At 42.8% G+C, this 20,668-nt stretch carries 19 protein-coding genes; 10 read left to right on the top strand and 9 right to left on the bottom strand.

Annotated elements, in window-relative coordinates:
* Nucleotides 1–33 precede the first annotated feature (33 nt).
* From PP181_RS02950 to PP181_RS02930, 5 genes are read left to right on the top strand one after another with little or no spacing between them, the layout of a single operon-like run.
* On the top strand, nucleotides 34–1,536 hold the full coding sequence (locus PP181_RS02950) for a S10 family peptidase (RefSeq protein ID WP_272635924.1): 1,503 nt from the start codon (nucleotides 34–36) through the stop codon (nucleotides 1,534–1,536).
* A gap of 4 nt (nucleotides 1,537–1,540) precedes the next feature.
* Complete coding sequence (locus tag PP181_RS02945; RefSeq protein ID WP_272635923.1) at nucleotides 1,541–2,197, top strand: MBL fold metallo-hydrolase; 657 nt, start codon at nucleotides 1,541–1,543, stop codon at nucleotides 2,195–2,197.
* Nucleotides 2,198–2,236: 39 nt separating this feature from the next.
* Nucleotides 2,237–2,494 carry a hypothetical protein gene (locus PP181_RS02940; RefSeq protein WP_272635922.1) on the top strand — a complete coding sequence of 86 codons (258 nt, stop codon included), beginning with the start codon at nucleotides 2,237–2,239 and terminating at the stop codon, nucleotides 2,492–2,494.
* Nucleotides 2,495–2,500: 6 nt separating this feature from the next.
* The gene (locus PP181_RS02935; protein WP_272635921.1) at nucleotides 2,501–3,364 is read left to right on the top strand and encodes a fructosamine kinase family protein; all 864 of its coding nucleotides are present in this window, start codon (nucleotides 2,501–2,503) and stop codon (nucleotides 3,362–3,364) included.
* A 33-nt stretch (nucleotides 3,365–3,397) separates the two neighbouring features.
* A complete protein-coding gene (locus PP181_RS02930) occupies nucleotides 3,398–5,521 on the top strand; it encodes an outer membrane protein assembly factor BamB family protein (RefSeq protein WP_272635920.1) in 2,124 nt (707 codons plus the stop codon).
* A 160-nt stretch (nucleotides 5,522–5,681) separates the two neighbouring features.
* Here PP181_RS02930 and PP181_RS02925 read toward each other — a convergent pair whose 3' ends face one another.
* Nucleotides 5,682–6,905, bottom strand: coding sequence for a tRNA modification GTPase (locus tag PP181_RS02925; protein ID WP_272635919.1), 1,224 nt, complete (start codon nucleotides 6,903–6,905; stop codon nucleotides 5,682–5,684).
* A gap of 765 nt (nucleotides 6,906–7,670) precedes the next feature.
* On the opposite strand from PP181_RS02925, the gene PP181_RS02920 reads away from it, so the two are divergent.
* Both PP181_RS02920 and PP181_RS02915 read left to right on the top strand, forming a co-directional pair.
* Entirely contained in the window at nucleotides 7,671–9,158 is a 1,488-nt protein-coding gene (locus PP181_RS02920) for an acyl-CoA synthetase (protein ID WP_272635917.1), read from the top strand.
* 126 nt (nucleotides 9,159–9,284) lie between these two features.
* Nucleotides 9,285–10,805: a sodium:solute symporter family protein gene (locus tag PP181_RS02915; protein WP_272635916.1), complete on the top strand. Its 1,521-nt coding sequence runs from the start codon at nucleotides 9,285–9,287 to the stop codon at nucleotides 10,803–10,805.
* Nucleotides 10,806–10,967: 162 nt separating this feature from the next.
* On the opposite strand, the gene PP181_RS02910 is transcribed toward PP181_RS02915, so the two are convergent.
* Nucleotides 10,968–12,509 (bottom strand): sulfatase family protein, encoded by a 1,542-nt coding sequence (locus tag PP181_RS02910; protein ID WP_272635915.1) that lies wholly within the window; start codon nucleotides 12,507–12,509, stop codon nucleotides 10,968–10,970.
* A 158-nt stretch (nucleotides 12,510–12,667) separates the two neighbouring features.
* Nucleotides 12,668–13,852 carry an SH3 domain-containing C40 family peptidase gene (locus PP181_RS02905; protein WP_272635914.1) on the bottom strand — a complete coding sequence of 395 codons (1,185 nt, stop codon included), beginning with the start codon at nucleotides 13,850–13,852 and terminating at the stop codon, nucleotides 12,668–12,670.
* A 143-nt stretch (nucleotides 13,853–13,995) separates the two neighbouring features.
* Here PP181_RS02905 and dcm point away from each other — a divergent pair, with 143 nt between their 5' ends.
* From dcm to PP181_RS02890, 3 genes are all read left to right on the top strand, one after another.
* Nucleotides 13,996–15,222 (top strand): DNA (cytosine-5-)-methyltransferase, encoded by a 1,227-nt coding sequence (gene dcm / locus PP181_RS02900; RefSeq protein ID WP_272635913.1) that lies wholly within the window; start codon nucleotides 13,996–13,998, stop codon nucleotides 15,220–15,222.
* Between the two features lie 9 nt (nucleotides 15,223–15,231).
* Nucleotides 15,232–15,840, top strand: coding sequence for a hypothetical protein (locus tag PP181_RS02895; RefSeq protein WP_272635912.1), 609 nt, complete (start codon nucleotides 15,232–15,234; stop codon nucleotides 15,838–15,840).
* 69 nt (nucleotides 15,841–15,909) lie between these two features.
* Nucleotides 15,910–16,284 (top strand): hypothetical protein, encoded by a 375-nt coding sequence (locus tag PP181_RS02890; protein WP_154917749.1) that lies wholly within the window; start codon nucleotides 15,910–15,912, stop codon nucleotides 16,282–16,284.
* Nucleotides 16,285–16,495: 211 nt separating this feature from the next.
* On the opposite strand, the gene PP181_RS02885 is transcribed toward PP181_RS02890, so the two are convergent.
* The 6 genes from PP181_RS02885 to rpiB all read right to left on the bottom strand — a co-directional run bounded on the left by PP181_RS02885 (nucleotide 16,496) and on the right by rpiB (nucleotide 20,540).
* On the bottom strand, nucleotides 16,496–17,374 hold the full coding sequence (locus tag PP181_RS02885; protein ID WP_272635911.1) for a GIY-YIG nuclease family protein: 879 nt from the start codon (nucleotides 17,372–17,374) through the stop codon (nucleotides 16,496–16,498).
* Nucleotides 17,374–18,075: an endonuclease/exonuclease/phosphatase family protein gene (locus PP181_RS02880; RefSeq protein WP_272635910.1), complete on the bottom strand. Its 702-nt coding sequence runs from the start codon at nucleotides 18,073–18,075 to the stop codon at nucleotides 17,374–17,376. The genes PP181_RS02885 and PP181_RS02880 overlap by 1 nt, the downstream gene beginning before the upstream one ends.
* Nucleotides 18,076–18,169: 94 nt before the next feature.
* A complete protein-coding gene (locus PP181_RS02875; protein ID WP_154917746.1) occupies nucleotides 18,170–18,613 on the bottom strand; it encodes a GNAT family N-acetyltransferase in 444 nt (147 codons plus the stop codon).
* The gene (locus PP181_RS02870; protein ID WP_272635909.1) at nucleotides 18,610–19,035 is read right to left on the bottom strand and encodes a PH domain-containing protein; all 426 of its coding nucleotides are present in this window, start codon (nucleotides 19,033–19,035) and stop codon (nucleotides 18,610–18,612) included. Before PP181_RS02870 ends, PP181_RS02875 begins: the two co-directional genes overlap by 4 nt.
* Nucleotides 19,036–19,175: 140 nt before the next feature.
* Nucleotides 19,176–20,096, bottom strand: coding sequence for a cation diffusion facilitator family transporter (locus tag PP181_RS02865; RefSeq protein ID WP_272635908.1), 921 nt, complete (start codon nucleotides 20,094–20,096; stop codon nucleotides 19,176–19,178).
* A 12-nt stretch (nucleotides 20,097–20,108) separates the two neighbouring features.
* Nucleotides 20,109–20,540, bottom strand: a complete 432-nt coding sequence (rpiB, locus tag PP181_RS02860) for a ribose 5-phosphate isomerase B (RefSeq protein WP_154917744.1) — start codon at nucleotides 20,538–20,540, stop codon at nucleotides 20,109–20,111.
* Nucleotides 20,541–20,668: the final 128 nt, after the last annotated feature.

Raw genomic sequence — 20,668 nt, 5'->3', positions numbered from 1 at the left:
ACCTTTCAAATACCATTTAATAGTCCGACATTTATGCATAAAATAGTACTTTTTTTCTTGTTTTTTATACCAGGTCTAACCCTTCATTCCCAATCCGATGCCCAGGAACAAGACCAAAAACCCATTCCCTGTGCCAAGAGTTTTGAAACCCTCCATCAAGGGGTGTTTGGAGGAAAGACCATCAATTATACCGCAACGGCCAAAGAAACCTTTTTGACCAACAAAGCAGGCGACTCCATAGCCACATTTTGGTCGGTAGCCTACACCAAAAACCCAATTGGTGATGTAACAAAGAGGCCGGTTACCTTTATCTTCAATGGCGGGCCGGGTTCCGCTTCCTTATGGCTACACATGGGGCTTTTTGGGCCCAAAATCATAAAAGTGGATTCAGAAGCCAAGAAAGACGACGGCGCCGCGCCCTACAATCTTGTGGCCAATGAACATGGCCTTTTAGACCTTACCGATCTTGTATTTATAGATCCAGTAGGGACGGGGTATAGCAGGTTGGTAGGCAATGGCAAGGGTAAGGACTTTTACGGACTTAACGAGGATGTTGCCTCATTTGCACAATTTATACGAAAATGGGTCACAGATAACGGGCGCTGGTTCTCTCCCAAATATTTGGCAGGTGAAAGTTACGGTACCACAAGGGCCGCCTATTTGGGAAAGGCCTTGGAGGGCTCGGGTCAAAATATGGCGCTCAACGGTATGATCCTTATTTCCCAGGCTTTGGATTATGCCGGTTCTACTTCTATCCATTATAACATTACTTCCTACATCACTTATCTGCCGAGTATGGCCGCCACGGCTTGGTACCATAAAAAAGCAGGGGAAGGAAAAACACTGGAAGTCTTTGTAAAAGAGTGCAGGGAGTTTACCTATGGTGATTATACCAAGGCCCTGTATAAGGGTAACCTTTTGAACAATGCCGAAAAGGATGAAATTGCCGAGAAGCTCAGTTATTTTATTGGTTTGGACAAAGACTACATCCTTAGGTCCAACCTGCGCGTTCTTGTGGAACGATTTCAGAAAAAACTTTTGGAGGGTCAAGGTTTGGCGATTGGACGTTTGGACGGAAGATTCATGGGCGACGAGGCAGATGATGTAGCCGAAAGTCCCCACTTGGGAGATCCGGCAAGCTATCAAATTGGTGCGGCCTATACCGCTGGGATGAACCATTATTTTGCGACCGATTTAAAAGTTATCATGGACCGGCCCTACATCACCTCCGGAGGTGGCGAGGGATGGCGATGGCGCACCACGCCCGATGATGCCTATTGGGAGCCAATGCCCGTGAACACGGCCCCCTTTCTTGGAGAAACCATGAGGCGAAACCCAGAAATGAAGGTGATGGTGGCCAACGGCTATTACGATCTTATAACGCCTTTTTTTGATGCCGAATATACCTTTGCCAGAAATGGCATTGTCACCGAAAGGGTAACCATGAACTATTATGAGGCCGGCCACATGATGTACACCCATGAACCGGATCTAAAAAAACTGTCGGAGGATATTCGGGCATTTTTAACTCAATAATAGATTGAGATTTAGTTGCTTAAATATTGCTCTTCTTTTCCTTCTGCCCCACCTGGACGTTGCGCAGGCTTCACTTGTCACCAATGACAAGGAAGGCGTGAAAGTGTTCGTTTTGGGAACGGTCCAGGACGGGGGAAGTCCGCACATAGGCTGTGAAAAAGAATGTTGTGCGCACCTTTTTGAAAAAGGTGACCATTCAAGAAAGGTCGTTTCCCTGGGTATCGTCGATTTTAAAAACAACAAAACGATTCTTGTCGAGGCCACTCCAGACCTGCCGACCCAAATGAGGGCATTGCGCGAAATGGTGCCATTTAAGCAAAATGATTACCCAGACGGTATCTTTCTGACCCATGCCCATATTGGGCATTACGGCGGTCTTATGTATTTGGGCAAGGAAGCTGCAAACACCAAAAATGTTCCGGTATATACCATGCCCAGAATGCATCGGTTTTTGACGGAAAATGGGCCTTGGGGACAGTTGGTGGCAACTAAAAATATCAGGCTTGTTCCATCAGAAAACGAAAAATCGGTTCAAATATCGGAGCAATTGGCCATCGTTCCTTTTGTCGTTCCGCATCGGGACGAGTATTCAGAGACCGTGGGATATAAGGTTATCGGTCCCAACAAAACCTTGTTGTTTATTCCGGATATAGACAAATGAGAAAAGTGGGAAAAGGACATTCGGGAAGAAATCAAAACTGTGGACTATGCCTTTGTGGACGCCACATTTTTTGATGCCGAAGAAATCGATTACAGGGACATCTCAGAAATTCCCCATCCCTTTGTCATTGAAAGCATGGAAACGTTCAAGGATTTTTCCCGGTCCGAGAGAAACAAGGTCTATTTCATACATTTCAACCATACGAACCCTTTGTTGAGTCCCGATGCTCCCCAAACAAAAAAAGTGTTGCAGGCAGGATTTCAAATAGCAAGAAAGGGCATGGCCATTAAATTATAAACGGTTTTGGACAAAGAATTGATTGCATATCTAAATTACTTGCTTTGCACAAAAATAGAGCGTGTTTCCCCGATTTCCGGAGGGGACATCTCTAGGGCCTACCTTTTGGAATCCACAACCGAAAAATTCTTCTGCAAAATCAACGGGCAAAACAAGGCCCTTGCAATGTTCCATGCCGAGAAAAAAGGGCTCCAGGAGCTCTTGAAAACCAATACGATCGCAGCCCCACGTTCCTTTCAGGTAGCCGCCTATGAAGCAGGTGCTTTTTTCTTAATGGAATATGTGGAAACTAAAAGACCTTGTTTGGAGGATATGTCCGTTTTTGGCCGCCAACTGGCCCAATTACATCAATTATCCAATAGCCAGACATTTGGGTGGGAGGAAGACAATTTCATAGGTAGTTTGAATCAATCCAATAGAAGACATGTGGATTGGACTTCGTTTTACGTGCAGGAAAGACTCCTTCCTCAGCTATATTTGGCATTTGAGAAGGGACTCTTGGCGAAAACCGATATCCCTCCAGGAGAAAAAATGGATACAGTGTGCAACAACTTGTTTCCCAAAGTAAAACCCTCTTTGTTACATGGCGATTTGTGGAGTGGTAATTTTTTGATTTCAAAAGATGGTGTTTCCTTTTTGATAGATCCGGCTATCTATTATGGCCATCATGAGGTGGATATAGCCATGACCCGTCTTTTTGGCGGTTTTGGGGATTCCTTTTATAAAGCATACCGAGAAATCATTCCTCCCGAACCAGGTGAAGAAGAACGAAAGGATATTTATCAGCTGTACTATCTCCTTGTCCACCTCAACCTTTTTGGGGCTTCCTATAAGCCTCCTGTTAAAAGAATTTTGTCCGCCTATTTTTAGGATTTGGCTACCTTTAAAGCAAACATTTGTTTTATGAAGTCGCTCAAAATAATCGGTCTATTGCTTCTGATATTAGGAATAGGTTCCTGTGAAGAAAATAAAAAGGAAGCACCTGCTCAAAAAGAGTATACTACTTGGTCCTCCTATTTGGGAGATCCAGGAAGGACCCATTTTTCTACTTTGTCCCAGATTACCAAAGAAAATGTTGCGTCCCTCAAAGTGGCTTGGACCTATGAATCTGAAGATTGGGGGCAAATGCAGATGAATCCTATCGTTGTGGATTCCATGTTCTATGGGGTTACGGCCGCACTTCGGGTAGTGGCGCTCCATGCCGGGACGGGAGAAGAAATCTGGCAGTTTGGGGATTCCGTTAAAGTTTGGCATTCTACGAGTCGTGGCGTTTCTTATTGGTCCAAAGGAGAAGACAAAAGGATTCTTTGTACCCGTGGTGCCTATCTCTATGCCCTGGATGCCTTAAGCGGTAAGCCCCTAGCATCCTTTGGCGAGAATGGTAGAATAGATTTGCGTTCAGGCATGGATGAAAGTGCCCAAAACAAGTTTGTCATCTCCAATACCCCGGGCACTGTTTTTAAGGACTTGATCGTAATGCCGCTTCGGGTGTCGGAAGGAGTGGGAGCGGCTCCAGGGGATATAATGGCTTTCAACATCATTACCGGCAAGTTGGAATGGTCCTTTCACACTATACCCCGTCCCGGTGAATTTGGCTATGAGACCTGGGAAGATTCCACTGCCTATAAAAGCCCCCTTGTGGGAGCTGCCAATAATTGGGCCGGCATGGCCGTAGATGAGGACGCTGAAATCATTTATGTGCCCACTGGCTCCGCTGCGCCCGACTTTTACGGAGGTGTCCGGCTTGGAAAGAACTTGTTTTCCAACTCGCTCTTGGCCTTAAATGCAAATACGGGAGAACGGCTTTGGCATTTTCAGTTTACCCATCATGATATTTGGGACCGTGACCCGCCCGCTCCGCCCAACCTGTTGGTGGTGGAAAGGGAGGGTAAAAAAATACCCGCAGTGGCCCAAGTAACCAAGCAGGGATATGTATTTGTGTTCAATCGATTGACCGGAGAACCCTTGTTCGATATTGAGGAAGTACCAATGCCAAAATCAGTGTTGGAAGGGGAAGAGACCTGGCCCACCCAACCCATACCGGCACGTCCAAAACCCTTTGCACGGCAATCCCAAGACCTAACGGATACGGACATCAGTCCTTTTGCCGAAAACAAGGAGGAGTTGGCATCAAAATTTAAATCTGCAAACAAAAGTCTGTATGCCCCTCCAAATACAGAACCCGTTTTATTATTGCCCGGTTACGATGGGGCGGCGGAATGGGGCGGGGCCTCCGTGGATCCCGAAGAGGGAATTCTTTATGTAAATTCCAATGAAATGGCTTGGATGCTAGGTGTTATTGAAAACAATGAAGAAGCTCATGACGGTCCCTTGGGCGAAAGTACCTATCAAAAATACTGTGTTACCTGTCACCAACCCGACAGAAAAGGATATGCCGCAAGTGGTTTTCCCAGTTTGCTCGACCTGCAGCTCCGAAAAAACAAAAACGAAGTGGCCGAGATAATTACCAACGGAAAGGGCATGATGACAGGTTTTCCCCAGCTTTCAAAACAGGAAATGGAGGCCCTGCTAACCTTTTTATTCGATGAGGAAATAAAACATTCCGTTGCTTCGGAAAATGTACCCCAAGACACCGTTCAGGAACGTTACAAACATGCCGGATACACCAAGTTTTTGGACAGCAAGGGGCTGCCTGGCATATCTCCTCCTTGGGGTACGATGCATGCCATCGATTTGAATACCGGAAACTTTAAATGGTCCATTCCCTTTGGCAATACCCCGGAGTTGGGAGATAAGGGAATCGGTACGGGAACGGAAAATTATGGCGGTGCCGTGGTGACCGAAAACGGATTGCTGTTCATTGCGGCCACTCGGGATGGTTATTTTAGGGTATTTGACAAGGAAAATGGTAGCCTTATTTGGGAATATGAGCTGCCTGCTCCCGCTTTCGCTACTCCCGCCATGTATGAGTTTAATGGAAAACAGTATATTGCCATCGCCTGTGGCGGGGAAAAACTAGGTGCCAAAAAAGGGAATAAAATCATTGCTTTTGCCTTGAACCCGTAGCTAGTCTGTTATATAAATATAAGATTGGCCATTCATCCCTTGTTTTTACCATAACAAGTCTTGGTTCAATAAAAAAGAATAGTTTGGCGCTGGCTGTTTCGGATAGCTAAGATGAAACCTATTGTTTTGATTTAAATTCTCTGGAATTAATAAACATCTATTAAAAGACAGTATACCCTAAAATCATAGAAAAGGCATTATACTGAGAGTCCCAGGCAAAAAAGTCACTTATAATGTCTCTATTGGTAAAATACCGAGCCTCTAAACTGAATCTGTCTACTTTAAGGCCTATGCCAAATGCCCAATTGGTTGAACTTTTGCCTGTCAATGTGGTTATCGTAGGGTTATCTGTTCTTTGAATAATTAAAGTAGTTTCAGAATTAATGTCGTATACATAGGAAGCATTTATAAACAATTTGGATTTTTCTTTAAGAAAAAAATAATGCCGAAGCCCCACTGGTAGTTCAATAGAACTATATGATAAACTAGCTATTGAATTAGCCCCCGAACCATCATTTATACCGGTTGTTTTTGTTTCTTTAAAGCCCATATGGTAAGTTGGCTCAATTATTAGTCCCCATTTGTTCTTTTGAAAAGGCAAAACAAACTCTGTTTCAATACCAAAACCTAATCCAGTTTTACTCCCAAAATCTGCATATTTTGACCCTCCAAAAAAATTCGAAACAACCAATGATGATCTATTTATGCGAGGCCTAACTGTAAAATTGAAGAAGTCATATTTAGATTTCGTGCCGAAAACCTTAAATTGTTGGCCACTACACTCGTTGAATTTTATAAAATAATTGGTAAGACTGTTTTTTGTATAGGTCAATTTCTCTAACTGTTCCTTTTTTATTCCTGCACAACTTAATTCATTCCATAATTGTTGTTTAAATCGGTTATTTGTTCCCTTTTTGTCTTTATCAATCAAGTAATACTTGAAAACTAATGGCTCAATCTGGTTTGCGTCTATCGAATAAAAGTATCGTTTTAAGCCTCCGTTGCGATATTGGTATAAACTCGCATATCCTTTTGTCAATACTTCCAGGAAAACATTTTCCTTTTCAAAAATAGGGTTTCTATCCTTTCCCATTCTATTGAGGTCCTCACTAGACTTGTCAATATTTACTGTTGCTCGAACAAACTTAACAGAAGTTCCTATCCCAAACTCTTTAATGTAAATAAGAGAAGTTCTTTTGGGTTTGCCTTCTTTTGAAAGTTTATACTCAAAATCAACTGGGTTGTCTTTCCAATCCACATTCCTAATAAAGCAATCAAAAATTTGTCCGGAATTATCTATGAAATACCCCTTCTCAAAAGATATTTGTGCAAAACCTTTAAAACTAATAATTAGAAAGGAGGATAGTAATAGGCATTTTTTCATATTTGTCATTAGTTTGTCTAGAAATAAAATTATCAAAACAATTGAGAGGGAAACTATATTAATTTGATTTCAAAGTGTTTTTGAAATATTTCGATGGGTAACAAGCGTCTTCTGATTTTTGATTAAGAGCAACCTATTTTTTGGTTTTCAATTATCCATAATTGACATTCTTTAGGGGTGATATATCCTATCAAAAGCCATTCCGTGTTTTCTTTCCTTGGAATAAACTGTTTCAACCCAATACGTAACGTGAATAATGCTCTTTTATTTGACAATTTTTGATTAAGATTTCAAAGCCAGATGGGCCTGTTTAATTTTTTGCTACGATTATATATTTTTGTTAAGTCTGGTCTTTTCATATAAGAAATCTAAAATGTTTTACTTTTTTGTGCAACTTCAGTAATATTGTCTAAAACCTGAATTCTGTTTTGTCTCCTTTCTAAATGGTCATATTGATTTTATAAAAACCCTTTTTCAAGTCCATAAATGTTGTTTCAAAATAAGTGTCGAGCTAAATTGATGGCTTCAATCGAGGTCAAAAAAGAGAGGTCTTTAATAATGCTTATTGGTTGTATTTAGCAACCAATTAATTCATCTGAGGAGAAATACTAATTAAAATGGGTGGTATTTCAATATTTTTTCGAATTTAATGGAAAGCAGTATATTGCCATCGCCTGTGGCGGAGAGAAACTGGGCACCAAAATAGGGAATAAAATAATTGCCTTTGACTTGAACCCGTAGCGACAGCAACCTAACCGACCCATAATGTTAAAACTATTTGACCGCGCCAAGGTTTTTAGCACCAGAAAAGCCCTTGTTTCAAACAAAACGGAATATACCTATAACGAACTTATAGCATCGGCAGAAGCCGTAGCCGCCAATTTATTGTCCGGTTCTAAAGACCTTGAAGAGGCACGGATCACGTTTTTGGTGCCTCCTTCTTTTGAATATACCGCCATTCAATGGGGAATCTGGAAAGCGGGCGGCATCGCGGTACCCCTATGCGTATTACATCCTTTGCCCTCCATTCAATATGTGCTGGAGGATACCCAGGCGGAAATAGTCATTGCCCACAAGGATTATGTGGACTTTTTAAGGCCCTTGGAGGCAATTTTGGGTGTTTCCGTGGTTCCCATGGAAGATGTTTTGGTGGCTGGAAAAGCAACCCTTCCAAATTTTTCCCCAGACAGAAGGGCCATGATCTTATACACCAGCGGCACTACCAGTAAGCCCAAGGGCGTAGTAACTACTCACACCAATATTGAAGCACAGATTACGGCTTTAGTAAATGCCTGGGAATGGGAAAAAGACGATTATATTTTGAACATTCTACCCTTACATCACGTCCATGGGATTATCAATGTGATGAGCTGTGCGTTATGGAGTGGCGCCTGTTGTGAATTTTTGCCGAAGTTCAACGATGAAAAAGTCTGGGAAATCATTACTTCGGGTAGGCTTACACTCTTTATGGCGGTGCCGACGATTTATTACAAACTGATTGCCTTTTGGGATAATGAAAGCGAAGAAGAAAAGAAAAAAATGTCCGAAGCGGCCTCCAAACTACGACTGATGGTCTCTGGATCTGCCGCCTTACCGGTGCCCGTACTTGAAAAATGGCGCACCATTTCGGGGCAAACCCTTTTGGAACGTTATGGTATGACGGAAATTGGCATGGGCCTATCCAATTCCTACCGAGGAGAACGCAGGCCTGGCCATGTTGGTTTGCCCCTGCCAACGGTAGAAATGCGCCTGGTAGACCAAGAGAACAATCCTGTTGGGGCCAACGAACCGGGAGAATTCCAGATTAAGGGGCCCAGTGTGTTCAAGGAATATTGGCAAAAACCCGATGCAACGGCAAAAGCCTTTACCAAAGACGGTTGGTTCATTACGGGCGATATTGGTATGCTGAACCACGGACTTTACAAGATTTTGGGCAGGGACAGTGTGGACATTGTCAAGTCCGGTGGATATAAAATATCGGCCTTGGAAATTGAGGATGTCCTTAGAAAACATGAACATATTGCCGATTGTGCCGTAGTTGGCCTGCCCGATGAAGAGTGGGGCGAGGTCATTGCCGCATGCCTGGTTCCGTCCGGCGAAGCCTTAAAAACGGAAGCATTGAATACTTGGCTAAAGACCCAAATGCCCGGATATAAAATTCCCAGGAAATACATAATACAACGGGAGCTGCCAAGAAACGTCCTGGGCAAGGTTACCAAAAACGAGGTAAAAAAACTATTCCAAACCAAATAACCAAACTATGGATTTTTTAACCTGGATTCCCTATGTGGGAATCTTGATTCTAGTCATCATCAACGCAGCGTTGGTCCTTAAAAGGGATATTCACGTGGAGGAAAACGACCATAATCCGGAGCACTGATGGACTACTTCTACGAGCACTACGTAACCCTTATTTTAACGGCCCTTTATGTAGGCGGTTGTCTTTACATCGGGTGGTTTTTTAAAAAGAAAGCATCGGAAGGTGTTGAAGGTTTTTATGTGGCCAAAAGGGAAATCCCGGGATGGGTGATTTCCTTGGCCTTTTTTTCCACATCGGCCAGTACGAACACCTATATTGGCCAGGCTGGAAAATCCTTTGAACTGGGGCTTTCCTGGGCTTGGATGGGTTTTATTTGGACCTTTTTTTGTGTCGTCTCCTGGCAATTACTGGGGCCCAAAATGCGGTTCCAGACCGCACGGTTAAAGTCGTTCACCATCCCAGATTATTTTCATCTGCGATATAAGAGTTCCTTGGCACAGACGATCAGGGTGCTTTCCGCCGTTATCATTCTCTTTGCAACGCTTTGGTACATGGTAGGCATCGCCAAAGGATGCGCCCACGTGCTTACGTCCGTGTTGGATATTCCCTATGAATATGGATCTTTTGCCATTATTGCCGTAACCTGCGCCTATACCATTTGGGGCGGCATGTACAGCGTGCTTTGGACCGATGCCATACAAGGTATCATCATGTTCGGGGTGGCCATTTTGATGTTGGCCATTCCTTTTATGTACGTGGGTGGCGTGGACAATCTTTTCGAAGTGGTATCGAACACGGACCATTTGTCCAAAGCGGGCACCCCTATAAATTCTGGATTGGTGACTTTTGGGGAGTTGGTTTCGTTTCTGTACATCTTGGGAATTGGGCTCTCCGTAGGTATGAAACAGATTTCGGAACCCAAGAACCTCATCCGTTTTTACTCGGTCAACAACACCAAAAGCATGCGGTTCGCCATGATATGGACGCCTGTTTTCTTAGGAATTTCCTTGGTGTGTGTCATGGGTCTGGGCGCATTGGTACACGGTATGGCAACCCCGGAAGAGGCCAATTATCTCATAAACCATACGGATGAAGTTATTGGATTTATGTTGGATAAGTTCGATAATAAACTGGTAAGCGGTATTTGTGTGGCAGGTCTTTTTGCCGCAGGAATGTCCTCCTTGGCTTCCGTCATCATCATCATAGGAACCGCTTTCGTCAAGGACATTTGGCATGTGGCCAAGCCGATGCAAGAATCCAAGATAATTCCCAGGACCAAATGGTTCATGGCCATTTACTGTTTGTTCGTTTTCTTGTTGACGCTTTACCCGATAGCAGGTATTGTGGAGCTAACCGCCTTTGCTGGCGCCGTATTTGCGGCAAGCTTTTTTCCGGCCATTTTTGGGGGACTCTATTTAAAATGGGGCACGGATATGGGCGCTTTAAGCTCTATGGTCGTGGGAATGTTAACGAATATTGTTTGGCGTTTTGTCTTTAGGTTCAATTATGAGTCCTTAAAGGACGTACACGAAATAATACCTGCTTTTCTGTTGTCGATGCTTACCTATGTGGTTGTAAGTCTTATGACCAAAAATCGCAAACCGGATAAGGCCCATTTAGACCATGTTTTTGGTCGCTGATACGGGTGGTTATGGAAAATAGGTGAAAGAACCTCGCACAAGAGAATGTTCAAAATAGCAAACAATCTCAAGAAGTTGGCTGGGCAACGTTAATTCAGCGTCATTTCATGAAATACGCTGTGTAGCCTCCAATATATCCTTGTGTTGCTGGCGCCTCCTTTTTTATGGGTCAAGGCATTGGACCTCCTTAAAACCACCACCGTCTCGAACGAGTTGTTTGTACGCTTGGATTTCTACGGATATGTCCTTGTTTTCCATTTGATAGGTTGGGGTATAGAGGACCTCGTCCCAATAATTGGTCCTTAGTTCCTTGGCGCGTAGGTCTCCCGTGTTTTCCATCCATCCTGTCAAATGTTTTCGCAGGAGGTTCAGTACCGAGGCATACTTTGGGTTATTGGCTTCGTTCCTTAGATTGTAAGGGTCGTTTTCAAGAATGTAGAGCTCTTCTTCGGGTCGTTTCCCAAAAGCCAATTCATAATAAGCTTCCTTTTCTGAGTTCCCTTTGCCTTGCATGATCAGATATTTGGTGATGGAATTGTCCACGTCGCCATACTGCCCTACGGATTGATGCACCGTTGGGTCCCCGGCCGGCCATCGGTCCGGTTCAAAATTCCGAATATATAGATATTCATGGGTGCGCACGGCTCTCGACGGATAACTTAGATTGCCTTTGCGCACATTGGCATGGCGCTCCCGTTCCAAGAAAACCATGTCTCGGCCAGCCTTCGCAGCTTCCGTATCAAATAGCGGCAACAGTGAATTCCCGCTAAATTCGGCTTGCCGTGGCAACCCTGCGGCCTCTACAAAGGTAGGCGCAAAATCTACGAAGTTGACAAACTCCGTAATGCGCAACCCGCCCTCTATGTGCCCTTTCCAGTACATGGCCAAGGGCATACGGGAGCCAAAATCGTACAGGTTGGCCTTGGCCCTGGGAAACGGCATGCCGTTATCGCTGGTCATGACAATAAGAGTGTTTTCCAGAAGCCCCTCTCGTTGGAGTTTGGCGAGTATATTGCCACACTCCCTATCAAAGCGCTCCACTTCGTAGTAATAGTCCAATATGTCGTTCCGTACGCAGGAAACATCCGGTAAAAATTCGGGGACGGGCACCCTGTTTACATCCATCCCTGTTTTTACCCCCGCATTGGTTTCATAGTCCCGGTGCGGGTCTTGGCTCCCGAACCAATAGGCAAAGGGCCGATCCTTACCTCTAGCTTCCAAAAACACATCAAAATCTTCATAATCCTTGCCCGCAGGGTTATGGGTATAGCCTCCTGCTTCAAAATCACCCGGGCCCCACCCTTTTCTGCTTTTCCCAGTATGATACCCATAATCTTCCAACAAACGCATCCAGTTGGTGAACTTGGACGGTATCACCGACCAGAGATTTCCGGCACTTTCCAGTTGGTGCGGATATTTTCCCAACAAAATGCTTGCCCGCGATGGGGAGCAGGAAGGTGCGGCGCAATAGGCATTTTCAAAAACGGCCCCGTTTTTTGCCAAACCATCAAAGGTGGGGGTACGCACCAAGGCATCCCCATAAGCCCCAGCATGGGGATAGGACCAATCATCGGCAATCATAAAGACAATATTGGGCGGTTTGGCCTCTTGAGGTTTTTGGGAATATCCCCAAAAAAGCGTAAAAAACAAGATTGCGGTCAGAAAGGGAAAATACCTTTTGGGTGTTATATGTAAATGGTTCATCGGCGGAAGGTTTTCAATGGTTATCGGTTTACCAAACAATCTGGAATAAGACCTAGGAAATTATGCTCTTTGGCGATACCAATAAATATACAAAAACCAAGGGCCTATTTGAAAATCATGTCTTTTGGGTCAAAAAATCAAATCGATACTTTTAAATTTCAATCCTTGAACACGGGCGTTTGGGCCAAATCTATCAATAGGGCGTCCTGTTCCTTAAAAACACGTTTCGTTCGTAGATACCTGTTTAAATTGTATTCGTCATAGTTTTCGGCGTCCCTGTCCATACTGCTGATCCGTATTCTGTCCGAAGCATGGATAAATTCATTATTGCCGATCCACATGCCTACATGTACCACTTTTTCGGCGGTGGAATCCGTGGCTTTTCGTCCAAAGAACAACAAATCCCCTTTTTGAAGCTTGTCAAAGCTCTTGGTCGAATCAACGGGGATTCCGGCATCAACCTGCTGAGAGGCATCCCGCGGGATAATCACCCCGTTCAAAAAATAGATGGTTTTGGTAAAGCCGCTGCAATCCATGCCCTTGGTGGAGGTGCCTCCCCAAAGATAAGGTACGCCCATGAGGGTTTTGGAAGTGGCCAAAAGGGATTCCTGGCTCCTGTCCAAACCTTCCAACCAAGTATCATACAATGATGCCTCTTCCTTCTTTACAAAACCTTCCCGGCCATCGGGGAAACGAACCGTATAAAAATCCACACCTTCCCCGGTGGTTTCCAAAATGCTGCCTGCGACCAGATCAGAAACGCGTGTTTGGGCGTCGATTCCAGAAAATGCATGTCCATAGGTGTTCGTGTAGATGATTTTTTTGAGGTTCATCCAGCTGGCCAATTCCGTATCGGTCATTACCGTAATCTCGCCGGCATTTACCCAGGAAAGGTACTTGTCCGGTGTCTGGATATAATACCATCCTCCCTCCTTTTTCCAAACTTTCAAAGGTGTTCCCAAGGTTGCCTGTGTGGCAAGCTCTGCCGAGTGTTTGGGCTCGCTTCGTAAGTTGGCGACGGAATTCGTAACCAAGGCAACGTGTTTGCCCTCCAAACTAGGGTCCGGTAGGATTTTAATGCTATCGGTATATACCACATCAGCTTCGTTCAATATCTTCTTTAGGGCAAGGACCGCATCGGGAAGGGTGCTTTCGCCAAGAAGGGTCCAGCCGTTCGCAGAATGCTTGCCTTCTATATTGAAAAGGGCAACCCTTTTATCGGGTGCATGTTCCTTTTTTATCGCTTCAATGTAAGCGTCCAAATTTTCGTTTACGACTTCTTTGGTGTTGCACCCAAGGACCAAAAGAAAAAGAAGTATCAAGATCTTGGTGAAATATTGCATGTGGTTTTTTTGTAAAAGTAAAGAATCCACTTCTTTTTACTTGAATTGGTATTTGGATCTCATTGTATAATTTGGTTACATTAGCCCCAAAGAAACCCTGAAAGAGGGTTTTTAAATTTAAACGTTGGGTTAAAAGTAACGGTGTGAACAAATTACGTGTAATAGAACTTTTTGCCGGGGTAGGCGGATTTCGTCTGGGGTTGGAGCAAACCGGGAATTTTGAAGTGGTTTGGAGCAATCAATGGGAACCTAGCACCAAGACCCAGCATGCCTCCTTGGTATATGAGGCACGTTTTGGACCTGAAAACCACGTGAATTCGGATATTTCCGAAGTGCCAACGGATTCCATTCCAGATGCCGATGTATTGGTGGGCGGATTCCCTTGCCAAGACTATTCGGTGGCCACCACCCTACAAAATTCGAGGGGATTGATCGGAAAAAAAGGGGTGTTGTGGTGGAGCATCCACAGGATTTTATCCGAAAAAAAACGCCCGCCCAAATACCTTTTTTTAGAAAATGTGGACCGCTTGCTGAAATCTCCTTCCAACCAACGGGGACGTGATTTTGCCATCATGCTCAAGAGTTTGGAGGAACTTGGCTATGCCGTGGAATGGCGCGTTATCAATGCGGCGGATTATGGGATGCCCCAGCGGCGAAGGCGCATTTTTTTTCTGGGCTATCACAAAAGCACGGAGATATATAAAAAACTGAAAAAATCGGGTGCCGAAACATGGATGCTTCAGGAAGGTATTTTGGCCGGTGCCTTTCCAGTTGATGGAAACACTTCGGCTATTCGAGAGTTTGCTATAGAGGGAGATTTGGTCTCCCTCTCGGACAACTTCAACAAAGGCCAAAAACTGTCGCCTTTTGAAAATACAGGGGTCTTTGTGGAAGGGAAAGTCACCACCTTAAAGACCAAGGCGGATTACGATGGTGTAAAAATGGTCCTTGGGGATGTGCTTCAAAAAGACGCTGTTCCAAGGGAATATTACATTGATGAACAAGATGTGGCAAAATGGGAGTATTTAAAAGGGGCAAAAAAAGAGGTGCGAACCGCAAAAAATGGTTTTAGTTATAATTACAGCGAGGGCGCCATGGTTTTCCCCGATGCCTTGGACAATGCCTCCAGAACCATCATTACCGGAGAGGGAGGAAAAAGTCCGTCCCGATTTAAACATGTAGTACAGACCCCAAAAGGTCTTCGCCGCTTGACCCCTATAGAATTGGAACGTTTGAACATGTTCCCGGACAATCATACCCAATTGAAGGGCATTAGCGATACAAAACGTGCCTTTTTTATGGGAAATGCCTTGGTGGTTGGGATTGTCTCCAAAATAGGAGCGGCCCTTTTTGAAAAAATCAATCCGTAAATCCTTGTTTTGAAGAGTACTTTTACATCGGACCTTGGAAAGGAAAAAAGACTCTCAGAATTGTTGGACACCTATTATTCAAAATGGTTGAAACATTACGATTTTGAAAGGGTCCAAAGCCTACAGGACCAATTGCGGGGTGTTGATGTAATCTTTAAGCATAGAAAAACCCAAGAAACCTTTCTGGTAGATGAAAAGGCCCAGTTGGATTATATCAACGAGGACCTGCCCACCTTTGCCTTTGAACTCCATTATCTGAAAAACGGTGTGCTTAAGGAGGGGTGGCTTTTTGATTCGGCCAAAAAAACCGATTTCTATGCTTTGGTAACCGCCATCTACGAAGACGAACCCGCCAAGTATACCTCATGCAAGGTCACTTTTGTAAACCGGAGCAAATTGGTGTCCTTTTTAGAAGCTAAAGGTGTAAGCAAAAATTCGTTGATGAATTATTATCAAAATGGTTCGGTTCCACATGGAAAGCTGGAGGTACAGGAATTAGACCCAAGAACGGCCGGTTATTTGTACCATTCCAAAAACAACAAGGCGGAGCAACCCTTCAATCTGGTCTTAAAATTGGACTTCCTAGTAACCAATAGAATTGCCAAAGTATTGGTGTGATTAAGTTAAAAACCTGTTAATCAGGGTTTAATTCTTGGATTTCTCCTGTTTTTTGTTATTTTATAGGGTATGATAAAATTAGACAAGTCAGAAAACACGGAATTTTTAGAAAAATCGATACATCATTTGGAAGCTACGGGCTTCGAGAATATCAAGGCAGATCTGGAAGGCTACGAAAAGCCTAAATCCTACAGTAGAAAGGGAGCCGACGAAAAAATTACCCCGGACATCGTTGCCGTTAAAAACGGGCGAAAGTACTTTTTCGATATCAGCCTAAAATCCGAAAAGCCCCGTCTGTTAAAAACCAAATGGTTGTTCCTGGATACCTTGAGCAGGATGAAGTCCAACCGATTTAGAATCATTACTACCCGTGGACATTATAAGTTTACGGACACCATGTTGGAGGATATCAACCTAAGTAATAAAGAACCGATCAAGATTTAATTATCAAAATACGGTACTTAGAAAATATTGGCATGCGTTTGCGTGCCTTTTTGTTTTCCGTTCTATTCCAATCTTTTAGTTTAAAAGCCTGTTTTATCAAAAGAAAGGAATTCCTAGGACTGCCTTTGTGTTTTGTCATACTGAGCGAAGCGAAGTATCTATTTTACCACAAGAAATGATTCTTGCGACGGCTACCATAGCAAGGTTGATATTAGCTGTTTATTTTTTCTTGCACTTCCTTAAATGTCAATCCATCTTTATTTACCCATTCTGAAAAACCATTTGAGTTGCGGCCTAAAATCATATTAGATGCCGCACTTGGACTGTTAAATACTGCGTCTTCGGCGAAGATTAATTTATCCCCATCTTCAACCATGATTTTTGTCTCAAGTAGCTTCCTTCGCATATTTCGATAAGTCTCAGTACAAGAGTTTGATAGCGATTTCTTCGCTTCACTTCCTTTAGTAACAATATATCCTTGGTCTGTTTCCATCATTTTCGCACTAAAAGTCCTTGTCTTAATAAAGTATGTCTCGTGGATTTCTGACTTATGTCGATTAAGTTGCAAGTCTTTTGGGGTTACAGTTGACGAAATCAAAAAATTGAAGCCCATTACAGGTAGGATGAGCTTTATTTGTTCCAAGAAATACTCCATATCTGAAATATCCGCTTCGTGTAGAGTTGGCAAACTTGGCGAATTTCCGTTGTCTATCTGGGCGGTCCTCGCTTCTATAGCAAGTTGAACTAATCTTGACTCTAAATATCTAATTTGCGTTTTTGTTAATAATTCGTCCTTACTGACAAAAAATATAAACTCCTTAAAGTCTTTGTTTGGATCGCTTAAGTGTTGCTTTAGTCTTACTTTGATGTTTTCTGCTTCTCCAATGTAAATTTTCTCGTCAAAGGCCTCGTGTGTCGGGTCTCCCTTTAGACAGTAAACCCCCGGGTTTTCAAACTCTGTTCTGTCCATAATTTTATTTACAGATGATCGCGGACTATAAATAGCTTTTCCAACCCAATTCCCAATTTCGCTCAATCTAGGTCCATAGGCAGTGCCATCAATCATGTATACAGTTAACTTTTTACCCATTATAATTCAAGTATTAGTGGAACATGATCGCTGAATTCAATCCAGTTAGATCGTTCCCCAATTTTAAATGATTTTGGTTTTTGAAATTCCTTACTTAAAAAGACATAGTCAATATGATATGGCTTTGCTGCATTTTTTTGAAGCCAAAATGTTGGTGTAGTTTCACATCCTTGTTCTTCACCCGAAATAATATGATATATACTTTCAATTTGCTTCTGCTTTAGTATTTGAACTACATCTGAATGATTCCACCATCTATCCCATTGATCCCAAATAGCATTGCTATTAAAATCTCCAGCTATTATTGGGTTCTCGAAATATTTCAAATTTGTTTCCAGATATTTCCAAAACTGACCCATATAGCCAAAATTTGGTGAGTTATTACGATGTGTCCAGACACCCAATAGTTGGAATTTATTATCCACTAAACAAGGTAAAAAATACTTTACAGAATGGTCTCTAAAATTATTAGACCAAACAAGATGTTCTAGTTTAATATCTGATTTAGCGAAAATGCCAAGACCTTTGTTTTTAGAATCCCCTATCCATAAGTGGTTATTACTCCAATCTATATATCTTCTGTCACGTGTTCTACTAGGATCTTCACATTCTTGGATAACATAAATATCCGCATCTAAACTTGAAATAATATCAAATTTCTTTCTAAATGCGCCATTACAATTCCATGAAATGATTTTCACTTTTTTTTAAATGCCAACGAATGAATATAAATAAAACAGTCTATGTTCCAATTGCGTACAAAATTAAAATTAACAAACCCCTTATTGAAGCTTTTTATTTTCCCCGCACCATAGAAACATGCGGAATGCCATCTTCCAAATACTCGGGTCCTTCCGCTTTAAAGCCCAATGAATTGTAAAATTTCAACAAGTAGGTCTGTGCAGAAATTCGAATGGTTTTTGTGCCCAATTCTTCCTCAACCGCCTTTATGGATGCTTCCATTATCACCTTGCCATACCCATATTTCCGTTGACTTTGTTTGACCACTACCCTACCAATACTGGCCTCGGCAAAGTAATCGCCCGGTGCGAACACACGGGTGTAGGCAACGATTTCTCCAGCCTTTTTTCCAATAACGTGTAGGGCCTTTGCATCCTTACCGTCCAAATCCTGGTATACACAGCTTTGTTCAACCACAAATACCTCACTGCGCAGCTGTAATATTGCATAGAGTTCAGACGTATCCAATTCGTTGAATCTTTTTATGGATGTGTTCATGGGTTTACGTAGTCTTTTATAGTGGGATTTATTACTACCAAATCTTTTACGAAATTTTCCTTTTCCTTGGGAGATAGCACTAAAACTCCAAATTTATCATAGGTAAGTTGTATTCTATCCAAAGATGCCGCAGGGGCGGAAAAAATGTTTTTTGTCTTTTTTACAGATGTTATTCTTGAAATATCCAGGTGCTTTCTATACACGAAAACGCTTTTTACATACAATATATCGGCATCAATGGCATATTCCGTATGCAGCAGCAGATACGAAATAAACAGGCATACAGCGAGAAAGATACCGGAAGTCGTCAGTATGCCGGACGTATCTTCGCCCTTCACGATCATGGATACTATAATACCTAGAAAAAGGAGCATCGGAACAGCTAAAAGCCCCCAGCTAATTTTGGATTTATAGATTTTCATTAAAAAGAAAGTTTATAGTAAACCATTGTACAAACCTATAAAAATCAGAAAATTACTCTTTAAATTCTTAAAAATAGCTGATTTAAGTAAGTCAAGGATAATTAAACACATTGACAATGCCAATATCCCAAATTATCGAGTCAATCCTGAACAATCACATGTTTGGAATCGCACTTACCAAATTCCGGTTGAATGTTGATATGGTTGATGCCGTGGGTATGGTAGAGCTCCTCCTCTATCTCCTCTAAAATCGCGTCGAATTCCGATAATTTTATATCTTCCAAAAAATCGATATGTGCTTCCAGATGTACTTCATCTTCGTTCAACTGCCATATATGCACGTGGTGCACGTTTTTTACGGGCTTAATTTTCAATATGGTATCCACAATATGTTGCACCTGTATGGTATTGGGTGTGAACAACATCAATACCCGGGTAGAATCCTTTAAAAGGTCAAAGCCCATAAATATGAGATAAACGGCGATGATAAACGTCAAGAAGGGGTCCACCCAATAGATTTCGTAGAACTTCATCAACAGACCACCGATCAACACGGCTACGGAAGCCAACATATCCGTAAGCAAATGCAAATAGGCAGATTTCATGTTCATATTTTTATCCGAATCCTTTTTTATGAGCAGCACACTGAAACCATTGGCGGCGATACCCAACAAAGACAGCCAAATGACCAGACTGGATTCCACTTCTTCCGGATGTATAAATCGCTCGATAGCTTCCTTTATCAACAGAACCGCAACAACGATCAATGTGGCGGAGTTAACAAAAGCGGCAATGATTTCGGCCCTTTTATAACCAAATGTCTTCGTGGTCGATGCCTTTCTTTTGGAAAGAACGTTCGCTATATAACTAACGATGAGCGATAAGACATCACTAAAGTTGTGCAGCGCATCGGATAATAAAGCAAGACTTCCAGATATGATCCCCCCTACCACTTGTGAAGCGGTAATGAGAATATTCAGTAAAATTGAAATTATGAGGTTCCTGCCTTCCACCTTTGGATGGGAATGTCCGTGTGCGTGATGATGGTGACCGTGGCCCATACAAGTAAGCTACTAAATACAAGGAATCTTTTCGATTCTCCTTTCGTGACGACCACCGGCGAAAGGCGTTTTTAGAAAAACTTCCACCATTTCCAAGGCTTGTTGTAAGGCTATATACCGTGCCGGTAGGCTTAAGATGTTCGCATTATTATGTTCCCTGGCCAATTCCACAATTTCCTTGTTCCAGCACAACGCGGCCCTGACCTTTTGATGTTTGTTCGCGGTCATGGAAGCCCCGTTGCCACTACCGCAGATAATAATTCCATAATCCACGTTGCCATCTTCCACCTCCTGGGCGACCGGATGTACGAAATCTGGATAATCTACGCTATCGGAACCATCGGTTCCAAAATTGACGACTTCAATATCCATTGAACGCAGTAGACCTATGACGGCAAGTTTATAATCGGTACCTGCATGGTCGTTTCCTATAGCTATTTTCATGTGTTTATAATTAGGTTAATAGCTTGATTTTTAAAAATTTACCTTGGAAGAGGTATTTAACTTACCATAAAAAATCCCTAGATGAGGGTTTCGCGTGTAAGTCTTATATGTTTTTAAGCGTTGGGGGA

Origin of the sequence: Maribacter sp. PR66 (assembly GCF_028464205.1) — a bacterium.
GTDB lineage: Bacteria > Bacteroidota > Bacteroidia > Flavobacteriales > Flavobacteriaceae > Maribacter > Maribacter flavus.
Note: the sequence above shows the minus strand (reverse complement) of the source record. Positions and strands in the feature narration are given on the sequence as shown.

Excerpts from the sequence above, each read along its gene's own strand:
- PP181_RS02950 (WP_272635924.1), top strand. The coding sequence starts at position 34 with ATGCATAAAATAGTACTTTTTTTCTTGTTTTTTATACCAGGTCTAACC.
- PP181_RS02930 (WP_272635920.1), top strand. The coding sequence starts at position 3,398 with ATGAAGTCGCTCAAAATAATCGGTCTATTGCTTCTGATATTAGGAATA.
- PP181_RS02925 (WP_272635919.1), bottom strand. The coding sequence starts at position 6,905 with ATGAAAAAATGCCTATTACTATCCTCCTTTCTAATTATTAGTTTTAAA.
- PP181_RS02920 (WP_272635917.1), top strand. The coding sequence starts at position 7,671 with ATGTTAAAACTATTTGACCGCGCCAAGGTTTTTAGCACCAGAAAAGCC.
- PP181_RS02915 (WP_272635916.1), top strand. The coding sequence starts at position 9,285 with ATGGACTACTTCTACGAGCACTACGTAACCCTTATTTTAACGGCCCTT.
- PP181_RS02910 (WP_272635915.1), bottom strand. The coding sequence starts at position 12,509 with ATGAACCATTTACATATAACACCCAAAAGGTATTTTCCCTTTCTGACC.
- PP181_RS02905 (WP_272635914.1), bottom strand. The coding sequence starts at position 13,852 with ATGCAATATTTCACCAAGATCTTGATACTTCTTTTTCTTTTGGTCCTT.
- PP181_RS02890 (WP_154917749.1), top strand. The coding sequence starts at position 15,910 with ATGATAAAATTAGACAAGTCAGAAAACACGGAATTTTTAGAAAAATCG.
- PP181_RS02885 (WP_272635911.1), bottom strand. The coding sequence starts at position 17,374 with ATGGGTAAAAAGTTAACTGTATACATGATTGATGGCACTGCCTATGGA.
- PP181_RS02875 (WP_154917746.1), bottom strand. The coding sequence starts at position 18,613 with ATGAACACATCCATAAAAAGATTCAACGAATTGGATACGTCTGAACTC.
- PP181_RS02870 (WP_272635909.1), bottom strand. The coding sequence starts at position 19,035 with ATGAAAATCTATAAATCCAAAATTAGCTGGGGGCTTTTAGCTGTTCCG.
- PP181_RS02865 (WP_272635908.1), bottom strand. The coding sequence starts at position 20,096 with ATGGGCCACGGTCACCATCATCACGCACACGGACATTCCCATCCAAAG.
- rpiB (WP_154917744.1), bottom strand. The coding sequence starts at position 20,540 with ATGAAAATAGCTATAGGAAACGACCATGCAGGTACCGATTATAAACTT.